Annotated in this window: 10 protein-coding genes; 3 read left to right on the forward strand and 7 right to left on the reverse strand. The window is 61.4% G+C overall.

Translation table 11 applies throughout. The features are described 5' to 3' along the window. The first annotated feature begins 1 nt into the window (after position 1). Both ADU59_RS18270 and ADU59_RS18275 read left to right on the forward strand, forming a co-directional pair. Positions 2 to 769 carry a FadR/GntR family transcriptional regulator gene (locus ADU59_RS18270; RefSeq protein WP_068955576.1) on the forward strand — a complete coding sequence of 256 codons (768 nt, stop codon included), beginning with the start codon at positions 2 to 4 and terminating at the stop codon, positions 767 to 769. A 188-nt stretch (positions 770 to 957) separates the two neighbouring features. Further along, positions 958 to 2,235 carry a hemolysin family protein gene (locus tag ADU59_RS18275; protein ID WP_068955577.1) on the forward strand — a complete coding sequence of 426 codons (1,278 nt, stop codon included), beginning with the start codon at positions 958 to 960 and terminating at the stop codon, positions 2,233 to 2,235. A 172-nt stretch (positions 2,236 to 2,407) separates the two neighbouring features. On the opposite strand, the gene ADU59_RS30905 is transcribed toward ADU59_RS18275, so the two are convergent. The 6 genes from ADU59_RS30905 to ADU59_RS18300 form a co-directional block, all read right to left on the reverse strand. After that, positions 2,408 to 2,554 carry a hypothetical protein gene (locus ADU59_RS30905; RefSeq protein ID WP_099050866.1) on the reverse strand — a complete coding sequence of 49 codons (147 nt, stop codon included), beginning with the start codon at positions 2,552 to 2,554 and terminating at the stop codon, positions 2,408 to 2,410. 88 nt (positions 2,555 to 2,642) lie between these two features. After that, on the reverse strand, positions 2,643 to 3,866 hold the full coding sequence (locus ADU59_RS18280) for a molybdopterin molybdotransferase MoeA (protein ID WP_068955578.1): 1,224 nt from the start codon (positions 3,864 to 3,866) through the stop codon (positions 2,643 to 2,645). Next, positions 3,866 to 4,360, reverse strand: a complete 495-nt coding sequence (gene moaC, locus ADU59_RS18285) for a cyclic pyranopterin monophosphate synthase MoaC (RefSeq protein WP_068955579.1) — start codon at positions 4,358 to 4,360, stop codon at positions 3,866 to 3,868. The genes ADU59_RS18280 and moaC overlap by 1 nt, the downstream gene beginning before the upstream one ends. Continuing rightward, complete coding sequence (gene trpC / locus ADU59_RS18290) at positions 4,360 to 5,175, reverse strand: indole-3-glycerol phosphate synthase TrpC (protein WP_068955580.1); 816 nt, start codon at positions 5,173 to 5,175, stop codon at positions 4,360 to 4,362. Before trpC ends, moaC begins: the two co-directional genes overlap by 1 nt. A gap of 11 nt (positions 5,176 to 5,186) precedes the next feature. Further along, a complete protein-coding gene (gene trpD, locus ADU59_RS18295) occupies positions 5,187 to 6,200 on the reverse strand; it encodes an anthranilate phosphoribosyltransferase (protein WP_068955581.1) in 1,014 nt (337 codons plus the stop codon). A gap of 15 nt (positions 6,201 to 6,215) precedes the next feature. After that, positions 6,216 to 8,111, reverse strand: coding sequence for a SurA N-terminal domain-containing protein (locus ADU59_RS18300; RefSeq protein ID WP_068955582.1), 1,896 nt, complete (start codon positions 8,109 to 8,111; stop codon positions 6,216 to 6,218). A 382-nt stretch (positions 8,112 to 8,493) separates the two neighbouring features. Between ADU59_RS18300 and ADU59_RS18305 the strand changes: the two genes are divergently transcribed. Continuing rightward, positions 8,494 to 10,140, forward strand: a complete 1,647-nt coding sequence (locus ADU59_RS18305; protein WP_068955583.1) for a Na/Pi cotransporter family protein — start codon at positions 8,494 to 8,496, stop codon at positions 10,138 to 10,140. A 7-nt stretch (positions 10,141 to 10,147) separates the two neighbouring features. Here ADU59_RS18305 and ADU59_RS18310 read toward each other — a convergent pair whose 3' ends face one another. Then, positions 10,148 to 11,914 (reverse strand): hypothetical protein, encoded by a 1,767-nt coding sequence (locus ADU59_RS18310; protein ID WP_083198334.1) that lies wholly within the window; start codon positions 11,912 to 11,914, stop codon positions 10,148 to 10,150. Positions 11,915 to 11,935: the final 21 nt, after the last annotated feature.

Here is an 11,935-nt window from a genome sequence, read left to right on the forward strand (position 1 = left end):
CTTGCGTAAAGGTCTGCTCGAAACCGTCATTACTGGCGCCAAGACGCGTACAAGTCATGCACAGGTCGTCGATGAATTGGGCAAGGCCATTGTCGCGGGTGAATTTCCCGTCGGCTCCATCCTGCCGGGAGATCTGGAGCTTGCGGTGCGCTTCAAGGTATCGCGCACGGTGCTGCGCGAGGCGATGAAGACGCTTGCCGCCAAGGGGTTGATCGTGCCGCGCGCCCGCATCGGCACGCGGGTAACGCCGAAAAACAACTGGAATTTGTTCGACAGCGATGTGCTGACCTGGCATTTTCACGGTGGCGTCGATGAGGAGTTTCTCCATCATCTGAGCGAGATACGGCTGGCATTCGAGCCGCACGGCGCAGCCCTTGCGGCAGTGAACGCAACGGAAGCGGAAATCAGCGGCATGATGCGGCTGGCGGTTGCCATGGGCGATCCCGAACACACGGCCGAAACATTGGCCATCGCCGATTTGCGGTTTCACCTCGCGGTGGTCGAGGCGTCGGGAAATCCGTTCATGCGCACCGTCGGCAGCCTGATCGAAGCGGCGCTTGTCGGTATCTTCAAGCTGAGCTCGCCCGCATCCGGCCGCGATCGCATCGACGACGTGGCGCGCACGCATATCCGCATTGTCGAGCAGATCAGCCGGCGCGACGAGGCCGGTGCCAGGGCGGCCATGGAAAACGTCATCCGTGTCGGACGCGAGCGGGTCCGTGTGGCTCTGGGTGTGTCACCCGAAGCGAAAACTCCCGCCGGAAAGTAGCGCCTGCTGCTGCTCGGTGGCCGCGGCCGGCAAGGCGCGCGGTTTGATAATACATGCCTTGCGCCGAAAGAAAGGCAATTCAGCGGTTATCGCCTTGCTGCCATGGCGTCTTGCCCCTATTTGATAGAACTGAAACTGACGCGCATCGCCTCCGGTGCGCGTATCTCTATCAACGGTGTCCGAGGGTTATGTCCGAACTGATCGTTATTTTCGTGCTTCTATTGATCAATGCGTTTTTCGCGCTTTCGGAAATGGCGATTGTGTCGGCAAGCCGGCCCCTTCTGCGGCAAATGGCAAAACAGGGCAACAGCCGTGCCGAACTGGCGCTGCGGCTCGCCGAGGATCCCGGTAAATTCCTCTCCACCGTGCAGGTCGGCATTACGCTCGTCGGCACGCTCGCCGGTGCCTATGGTGGCGCCACGATCGCCGACAAGCTCGCACCGACGCTCAACGACATCAGCTGGATCAATCCCTATGGCAGCACAGTCGCTGTCGCACTGGTCGTCACGCTCATCACCTATCTTTCGGTGGTGATCGGTGAGCTCATTCCCAAGCAGCTGGCTTTGAAGAATTCCGAAGGCGTGGCGATGTTCGTCGCCGGCCCGATGTCGTTCCTGTCGCGCCTGGCCGCGCCCGTCGTCTATCTGTTCGAGATGTCGGCATCGCTTTTCATGCGGATTTTCGGGATCTCCAGCGATAGCGATCACGTCACCGAAGAAGAAGTGCAGGCGATCATGGCCGAGGGCGTCGAAAGCGGCGCGATCGAGAAGTCGGAGCATGAGATGCTGCGCCGGATCATCCGGCTGGGCGACCGCAACGTCAAATCGATCATGACGCATCGCACCGAAGTCAGCTTCATCGATGTCAACGATACGCTCGAAACCATCCGCGCCAAAGTCGAGCAGTCGGCCCATTCCCGCTATCCGGTGATGGATGCAACGGGCGAAGTGCTAGGGGCCGTGCAGGTCAAGGAAATCCTGAATGCGCCGGCCAAGTCCGGCTTCCAGGTGCGCAACTTCGTCAAGGATATCCATACGCTGCCGGAAACGGCGTCCTGCCTGAAGGCGCTGGAGGCGTTCAAGGCGTCGCACATCAACATGGCGATGATTGTCGACGAATATGGCAGTATCGAAGGCATCATCACCATTGCCGATATTCTGGAAGCGATCGTCGGCGTGCTGCCGTCGAACTATGACGATATCGAGCACGCCTTGATCCGCCAGCGCGAGGATGGTTCCTACCTCGTTGACGGCCGCACGCCGATCGACGAAATCCATCTGACGATTGGCATCGACGAAATCGATTCCGACGGCAATTACGAAACCATATCGGGCTTTCTGGTGCAGCAGTTGCGCAAGAACCCGGAGGAGGGTGACGTAACGGAAGCCTATGGCTACCGGTTCGAGGTCATCGATATGGATGGCCGCCGCATCGACAAGATCCTTGTCTCGCGCGCCGCTCACTAACGCATGTTGCCCGAAAGCAAAAAGGCCGGGACAAACCCGACCTTTCCTCAATTCGCCTCATATTTGACCTGCTAGTACATCCGTAGTCAGATCAACTGAACGAATTATTCGGCTGCTTTGCTTAATAAATGGTTACCGTGTCGGCCGTATGACGAAGGATCGGCGGATTTCTTTAGTTTTCCTGAATCGAAATGCCGCCTTGGCCGATCTTCAGTTCGACGCCATCGGGTTTGGATTCCTTGTCGTAGACGTAAATCCCCAGGACCACGACCAGAACGGCGAGACCTCCGATAACCATATAGAGCGCATTGCGATTCACGTCGTTTCCTTCCAACAGAGGCTGAATATGCCCGACGATAGATAGGGGCGGGCAGCTCTTTTGGAAGGGTTGAAACGAACCGGAACGGTCAGGCGACCGGTTGCCGCAGGATCATGATATCGCAGGTAGCGCCCGCATCGGCGGCAGGGGCATGGGGTGGCCGGATGATCAGGCAATCGGACTGGGCAAAGACCTGCATCATCGAAGAATCCTGGCGCGCGAATGTCTCTGCGCGCAGGCTTCCATCTTCGTCTCGCACCAGCCGGGCGCGAACATAGTCCTGGCGCTTGTCGTTGGCCGGGAGAGCCGTCGCGGTCTTCGCCTTGGTATTGCGGTCGCGCGAGGGCAGTGAGCCGAGATGGCGCAGCAAGGGCTCCAGGAAAAGCAGGGCACAGACGAGGCTGGAGACCGGGTTTCCGGGCAGGCCGAGCACGGTCATACCAGCAAGCGTGCCGACCATCAGCGGCTTGCCGGGCCGCATGGCAATCTGCCAGAAATCGAGTTTCATGCCGCTTTCGACGAGTGTCGATTGCACGAGATCATGATCGCCAACCGAGGCGCCGCCAAGCGTCACCAGCACATCGGCGCCTGCCGCTTGCGCCTTGGCCACTGCCGCGGCAATGGCGGCCCTGTCGTCGCGCACGATCCCCAGATCGATGACGTCAGCCCCATTGTCGCGGGCGATTGCCGCCACGCCATAGGTATTCGATGCGATGATCTGATCAGGCCCTGGAACACTGCCGGGCGGCAGCAATTCGTCGCCCGTTGCAAGGATCGCCACCTTCGGACGGACAAGAACCGGGAGTTCGGGATAATTCATTCCCGCCGCGACCGTCAGCCGGCCTGCATCGAGCAGGTCACCGGCCCGTAGCACCGTATCGCCCTCGGCAAAATCCTGCCCCTTGGGCCGGATGTGCCTGCCTTGTCCGGGGGCGAAGGTGGTGCGGATCCGCCCGTCGGCCAGTGTTTCCGCGTCTTCCTGGATCAGCACGGTGTCCGCGCCGGAGGGAACCGGTGCGCCGGTGAAGATACGCACGACCTGACCGGGGCCGACATGGCCCGGAAAGCCGCGCCCCGCCGCCGATTCACCGATAAGGGCAAGCTCCGTCCCGACCACGGCAAAATCGTCGTGGCGTCCGGCATAGCCATCCATGGCCGAATTGTCGAAGGCCGGATGCGTCAGCCTCGCTTTGAGGTCTTGAGCCAGAACGCGGCCCATCGCCTCGTGCAAACCGATTGTTTCAATCCGCGTGATGGGCGCTGCGCCATTGAGCAGCCGGCCGAGTGCATCCGAGACCGGGAGCAAAGCCATCAGCCCTGCCTTTCGTCGCGGATATAATCGCCGGAGCGGCCGCCTGATTTTTGAACCAGCCGGATGCCGCCGATCTCCATCTCCCGGTCGGCCGCCTTGGCCATGTCGTAAATCGTCAGGCAGGCAACGGTTGCGGCGGTCAGGGCTTCCATCTCGACGCCGGTGCGGCCGGTGAGCTTGGCCATGGTCTGGACCCGAAGACCGGGCAGGGCCTTGTCCGGGGTAATATCAACGGACACTTTGGACAGCATCAGCGGATGGCACAGGGGAATGAGATTGGCCGTCTGCTTGGCCGCCATGATGCCGGCGAGGCGGGCCGTGGCGATGACATCGCCCTTCTTGGCGTTGCCCGTGAGGATGAGGTCGAGCGTTTCCGGCCGCATCCGCACGTAACCTTCGGCAACGGCAATGCGCACGGTCTCAGCCTTGTCTCCGACATCGACCATATCGGCTTTGCCGTCGGCGCCGATATGGGTGAGCGAGGGCGCGGTCATCATTCGGCGGCCAGGATGCCGGCGGCGCCGGTGAGAAGGGTGCGGGTCGCGGCGGTGACATCGTCCTTGCGCATCAGGCTTTCGCCGACGAGGAAGGTGGAGATGCCGCTCCTGGCCAGCCGGACGCAATCCTCGTGGCTGAAGATGCCGCTTTCGCCGACCAGCAATCGGTCCGCAGGCACCAGCGGCGCCAGTTTCTCCGACAGGGCGATATCGACCTCGAATGTCTTCAGGTTGCGATTGTTGATGCCGAGAAGCGGGGAGCTGAGTTTCAGTGCCCGCTCCAGTTCCTCCTCGTCATGGACTTCGACAAGCACATCCATGCCAAGCGAGAAAGCCTCATCCTCAAGCCGTTGCGCATCGCTGTCGTTGAGCGAGGCCATGATCAAAAGGATGCAATCGGCACCCCATGCTCGCGCTTCATGGACCTGATAGGTGTCGAACATGAAGTCCTTGCGCAGGGCCGGAAGCGAGCAGGCATCCCGCGCCGCCGTCAGGAATTCCGGAGCGCCCTGGAAACTCGGTTTGTCCGTGAGGACGGAAAGGCAGGCGGCGCCACCGGCCTCATAGGCTTTTGCCAGCAACGGCGGATTGAAATCCGGACGGATGAGGCCCTTGGAGGGGCTGGCCTTCTTGATCTCGGCAATCAGACCGAAACCGCCTGCCGTCTGCTTAGCCTTCAGGGCATTCAGAAACCCACGTGGGGCTTCTTGATCGCCGGCCTTTGCCTTCAGTTCTGCAAGGCTGACGCTTGCCTTTGCAGCAGCGATCTCTTCGCGCTTGTAGATCTCGATCTTCTGCAGAATATCGGCCATCGATCGTCTCCTTATGCTGCGTTCGAAACGCGGACAAGCCGCTCCAGCGTGGCATTGGCAGCGCCATTGCTCAGCGACTGGCGGGCGAGCGCCATGCCTTCACCCAGATCGGCGGCACGTCCGGCAATCACCAGCGAAGCGGCGGCATTGGCAAGGGAAATATCGCGATAGGGCGTCGCATCGCCTTCGAGAACACCCTTGAGGGCCACGGCATTGTACGCGCCATCGCCACCCTTCAGGTCTGCAAGCTGTACCGTTTCCAGCCCGAAATCGGCAGGCGTCAGTTCGAAGGTGCGGATCGAACCGTTTTCGAGCGCGGCGACTTGCGTGACACCGGTCGTCGTGATTTCGTCCAGTCCCTCGCCATGGACGACCCACACGCTTTTCGAACCAAGGTCGCGCAGCACTTCTGCGACCGGCACGAGCCATTGCGGGGCAAAGACGCCGACGAGCTGCTGCTTGACCCCGGCTGGGTTCGACAGAGGCCCAAGCAGGTTGAAGATTGTCCGCGTACCAAGCTCGACCCGTGTCGGTCCGACATGGCGCATCGCCGAATGATGCTGCTGGGCAAACATGAATCCGAGACCGGCTTCGGAAATGCAGCGTGCGATGGCATCCGGCCCGATATCGAGCTTCACGCCGAGGCAGGAAAGAGCATCGGCCGTACCCGACTTGGAGCTTAAAGCGCGGTTGCCGTGTTTTGCGACGGGGACGCCGGCGCCGGCGACGATCAGCGCGGCAAGCGTCGAGATATTGTAGGTTCCGGCACCATCGCCGCCGGTTCCGACGATATCGATGGCGTCGGACGGAGCCTCGACCGTCAGCATGCGTGCCCGCATCGCGCCGACCGCGCCGACGATTTCATCCACCGTCTCGCCGCGCACGCGCAGCGCCATCAGGAATCCGCCGATCTGCGAGGGCGTCGCTTCGCCGGACATGATGATTTCGAAGGCGGCGCGCGCATCCTCGCGGTTGAGCGCCTCGCCCGCTGCGGCCTTGGCGACGAAAGGCTTCAAGTCCGGCATGCTGATCCCTTTGCGTTACCGCTGTTGCGAGAGGGCGAGCTCGGCGAGCTGCTGATTGATCGTGACACCGTAGCCCTTCTGCAACTCGCTGACCATCTGGTCGAGAATGTCGTCGCCGCTGGCCTGGGCGATGGCATTGATCTGCCGGTCGTCATTGTCCAGCGCGTCGCCTGGGTTGTTGTCATCCACTTCGGTGACCTTCAGAAGGATCTGGCCTTCGCCACCGATACCGGCAGCATTGGCAACCAGGCCGTTTGCACCGCCAAAAGCGGCGCTGACTGCGGCAGGGCTCAGAGCTGCGTCTTCGGCGGCGCGGCGCAGTCCGGACTTGGTTTCGACGGCGATGCCGAGTTCGGCTGCAATCGCGGCCAGCGTCTCACCCTTCTCGACCCGGGCCTTCAGCTCGACGGCCTTTGCGGCCAGCTCGTTGCGCTGCTGCTCCGCGGTCCAGTCGGAGACGACCTTTTCGCGGGCTTCATCCAGCGTGCGGTCACGCGATGGCGTCACTTCATCGACGTCGAACCAGACATAGCCGTCACGGCCGAGATTGACCGGCAGGGTCTCCCCGCCCACTTCAGCCTTGAAGGCTTCCTGCAGCAGCGATCTTGCTTCGGGGATACCGGCAATTGCCTCGCCGTTCGCATCGTTGCCACGGGCATCGACGGCGTTGAGGACAACCAGCTTGAGGTTCGTCTGGTCGGCCGCTTCCTTCATCGAGGCACCCGAAACGCGGGCATCCTCGAATTTGTCATGGATGGACATGATCTCGTTGCCGGCGTTCGTCAGGGCCAGTTCCTGGCGCAATTCATCCTTGACGTCGTCATAGGCGCGAACGGTTTCCGGCTTGATGTTGGTGATGCGCAGGATGACCGGGCCGAAGGCGCCGTCGATCACCGGTGTCGTCTGGCCATCGGCGATAACGGCAAAAGCGGCATCGCCGAGCTTGGCGTCGGGCATCCGGTCGCGGGTGAAATCACCGAGCAGCACGTCGCTGGCGGTCTTGCCCGAAGCGGTGACCAGAGCATCGAAGCTCGTTCCGGTGGAGAGCTTGACTGCCGCAGCGTCAGCGTCCGCACGCGAGGGGAAGGAAAGCTGTTCGACGGTGCGGGTTGCCGGCGTGCTGAAGCTGTTCTTGCGCTTCTCGTAGTCGGCGCGCAGCTCGTCTTCGGTAACGGAAGCAGGATCGGCGATATCGGCCGGTTCCAGCTTCACATAGCTGATCTTGCGGAATTCCGGTGCGCGGTACTCGGCCTTGTGGCTTTCGAACCAGGGCTGAAGCACCTCGTCGGACGGCGCCTTGACCGGATCGACATTGGCATTGGACAAAAGCAGATAGTCGATCGTGCGCGTCTGGTTGCGGTATTGGCGCAGCGCGTCGGCCAGCACCTTCGGCGGCGTGTAGCCGTCCGACAGCGCTTCGACGACCTGCGAGCGCACGGCGACCTGGCTGCGGTTGCTGATGTAGTCCTGCTCGCGCAGTCCGGCATTGCGCAGGACGCTGGAGAAAGTCGTGCGGTCAAACTGGCCGTTGACGCCCTTGAATGCCGGATCCTCGCTGATCAGCGTTGCCAGCCGGTCCTGCGACAGGCCGAGGTTCATGTTCTCCGACAGCTGGTCGAGCGTCGCGCCGGCGACGAGCTGCGAGTACACCTGCGCTTCGACGCCGAAGGCCTTGGCCTGTTCGCGGCTCAGCCGCGTACCGAACTGCCGGGAAAGCTGGGCCACCTGCCGCTCGTAGGCGAGGCGGAAATCGCTGGGCGACACCTTGATGTCGCCAACCGTCACAACGGCGTCTGACGATCCTGGTACAAGCGACGTGGACACACCCCAGACACCGAAGGAAAGAACAAGAAGGACCAAGAGCCCTTTGACAACCCAAGTCTGGGCGCCTTTTCTCAGGAATTCAAGCATGGGACTGCATACCTCGTCGCAATTTCATGGCCGCCGGACGGCAACCGGTTTCGTTCCTTAGAGCAATCCGAGCCGGAATTGAAGGGTTGAGGCGCGCAAAAAATCAGGGAAACCGGCTGTGGCGCAGGCGAATGCGAATAGCCCCGGAAAGATAGGCCGCCGATGGCGTGTCAAATGCTTCGAAGGCGGCGCAATATCTCTTCCACAGCTTGCCGTTTGAAGACCGAAACATGTCGGAATCGTTAGCCGGCAATCGAAAAATATCTGCCATTATCGGCCACTGCACGCGTGATAGCGCCTCTGAAACTGCTAATGTTGACCTGCCAGAATATGCCGACTCGCTTCTCGCGCAGCAATCTCGGCGGGATAGCCGGAGTACCGAATGGAATCCATCATCGTCATGGTCAACCTTTTTGGAGCAGTCGCGCTGCTGCTCTTTGGCCTGTCGCAGGTCAAGGAAGGGGCGACGCGTGCTTTCGGCATCAAGCTGCGGACCGGGTTGGCGCAGGGGACCAGTGGACCGGTACGCTCGTTTGTCGGTGGCTTCGTCGCAACGGTCGCGCTTCAGAGCTCTACCGCGACCGCGCTGATGATCGCGTCTTTTGTCGAAAAGGGACTGGTGCGTGCGCGCATGGCGCAGATCGTGCTGCTGGGCGCTAACGTCGGAACGGCGGTCACCGCCTGGATCGTCGCGACCGGCATCGACTGGCTGTCGCCGCTGCTCATTCTTGCCGGCGTCATGCTCTATCGGGCGGGGCGGTCAAGTGCCCAGCAGGGGGCGGGCACCGCTCTGGTCGGCATCGGGCTGATGCTGTTGTCGCTGCATCTGCTTGGGCTGGCGACGGAGCCGATGCGGCAATCGCCGGCGCTTGGCGCATTCCTCACCATGCTCGACAGCGCCTGGCCTGTCGCACTGATTTTCGCCGCCGTGCTTGCCTTCGTCTCGTCCTCCAGCCTTGCGGTCGTGGTTCTCATCCTGTCGCTGTCGTCGGCCGGGATCCTGTCGTCCGGGCTGACGATCGCGCTGGTCCTCGGTGCCAATCTCGGCGGCGCCGTGCCGCCGGTCATGGCGACGCTGTCGGCTTCCGCTTCCGCCCGGCGAGTGACGGCCGGCAATCTCGTCGTTCGCGCCATCGGCTGCCTGATCGCGTTGTCGGTGGCGGCACCGGTGGCGGGTTTTCTCCAGACGCTGCCTTTATCGCCAGCAAAACTGCCGGTCGATATTCATCTGCTCTTCAACGTCGCACTCGCCATTCTGGCCTGGCCGTTTTCGTCTCTGCTGTCGGCCACCATGCTCCGGCTCATCCCGGACGAACCCAAAACGGAGACCGGGCCGCTCTATCTCGACGACAGGGCGCTGGCGACACCGGTCATCGCCCTTTCGGGAGCGACCCGGGAAGTCCTGCGCGTCGGCGATCTGATCGAAGCGATGCTGATCGGCACGATGAATGCGTTCAATCGTAATGATCTTGCCGAACTGAAGGACATCGGAAAGCTGGAGAAACAGGTGGACCTGCTGCAGCAGGAGGTCAAACTCTACCTGTCCCGGCTCGGGCGCAGCGGCCTGAGCGATGACAATGGACGACGCTCCATCGTCATCATCGATTATGCCATCAACCTCGAACATATCGGCGACATCATCGAAAAGGGCCTGACGGAACAGGTCAAGAAGAAGATCGACAACGGTCTCAAATTTTCCGAGGACGGCTATCAGGAACTGACGACGCTGTTCAATCTCACCATCGACAATCTGCGCATAGCCCAGACCATCTTCGTCACGCGGGATGCGGATCTGGCCCGCCATCTGATGGAGGTGAAGGTCGATGTTCGCCACATGGAGAAACGCTCGTCCGAGCGTCATCTGGAGCGTCTGCGTGACGGCCGCGCCGATAGCCTGCAGACGAGTTCGCTGCATCTGGATATTTTGCGCGATCTCAAGCGCATCAATGCGCATATCGTCTCCGTCGCGCATCCTATACTGGATGAAAGCGGCCTGCTGACCGAGAGCCGTTTGCGGCTGCCGCACTGACGATAGGCTAAGGTTTCGCGGCAATTCCGTTGCGCACGAAGGCGTCGAAGCACGGCGTCAGTGTGATGCGGCGATGACCGGCGGCAAGGATCGGCTCGTAAAGGTTCAGCAGTTTCAGCCGCGCGGTGGTCGGCGGGCATGTCGGGTAGAGCGCGAGATCGACGGCGGCGACAGCCTCGCGGACACGCTGGTCCGGCGGCGGCACGGCGCGGTAGGGGTCGGCACCGATGGCGATGTAGCGGGGCGCATGCCGGTCCATCAGCCAGGGAAACGGATTGGTGAAGTCGATCGTCATGATCGTCTCGAAGCGGACATTGTTGGCCGTTTCAAACGCATGAATTGCCGAGACGGCTTCATCGGCGCTGCGCAACCACAGAGCCTGGAAATCGAAGTCGCTATAGAGCAGGAACGACGGCAGTTCGCCGTCTGAGGCCAGCGCCTCATAGGCGGGACGGTAAGCCGTGTAGTTGGCGCGCAGGCGCTCTGTGCGCAGGCTGAGCAGGTCACGAAGACCAACGGCGCCCATGCTTTTCAGGTTATGGTGTTCGAGCGGCGTGTTGTGGATGGCGCCAATCCAGGCACGTGCCGATTTCTGGGCGATAACGGCCACCGGCGGCAATGCAGCGGACAATGACAGCACCGCAATGGTCGCGAACGCGACGGAGGGGCCTCTTTGCCGGTAGCTCAAGAGCATGATGCCAAGCAGCAGCGGCCACAGGAAGATGAATGCCTGGCTGCCGGTATTCTGGCTTTCGAACAGCAGGCCAGCGACGACAAAACTCGCCAGCCAGAAAAACGGCTGATCGGCGGCTTCGCCGAAAGCGGCGAAACCCGGTTTTTGGGTGAAAGCGCGAATTTTCCCATAAAACGCGGAAAAACCGTTGAAAAATAATATGAAGCCGAGAAGGCCGCACGCCAGGATTATACCGAAATTGATCGAGGCAGCCTGCAGCAGACGCGGCAGCAGGCTGGTGTCGTTGATCAAGACCAGTGACAGGATATCGGCGACATAGGCTGACACGATGCCGGAGGCGGCTTCGAGCACAGCGATCGCCGCAAAGAAGAAGATGCCGGCGGCAAGGGCTGCGCGCAGCGGTAAGCGCCCGGCCACAAAAGCCATCAGGCAGAGGATGACACCCGCGGCAACGCCGGTGACCTTGATGAACAGCAGGCCAAGCATGGCAAGCGCGGTCACGGCCGCCAGTGTTTTCCATCCGCGCACGAAAACCAGGCCTGCGGCGAGCACATAGAGCAGCTGGCAGATCTGGCGATTGTAAATTCCGAAACCGTCGGAGCCCGGATAGGGGTAAAACTCTCCGGTGTTGAACGGCAGGAGCGAAAAGAACAGGAAGGGGAGCAGCAGGCCGTAGGCGATGGCGGCCGAGCGTTTCTGCACATCCCAGACGATCAGCGCCATCAACGGGACGGTCACGGTCATGAGCGACCAGCTGGACAGAAGAAGTGCATGGCCATTCGGAAACAGGGAAAGCCATCCGGCAAACAGATAGTAGCCGAGGCCGCCGACCGGCGCGAAAAAGTCGACCGATGGGATCTGGCCGTCGGAAATCCGATTGGCCGCGTCGAGATAGATATAGTGATCCCAGTACATCGGACCGATCGGCATGATGACCGTCGCCATCAGTGCCAGCGGCATGCAGGCAACGGCCAATGCCAATACGATCAGCGGCTGCCGTGCGAGCGTCGCACCAAGGCCGTCGCGCCAAAATGACCAGGGGCGGGCGGAAGGCACTGTGTCGGTTGATGAAGCCTGCATCGTCGGTATCATTCCCGGCCA

Origin of the sequence: Pararhizobium polonicum, from assembly GCF_001687365.1 — a bacterium.
In the GTDB taxonomy this organism is placed as follows: Bacteria; Pseudomonadota; Alphaproteobacteria; order Rhizobiales; family Rhizobiaceae; genus Pararhizobium; species Pararhizobium polonicum.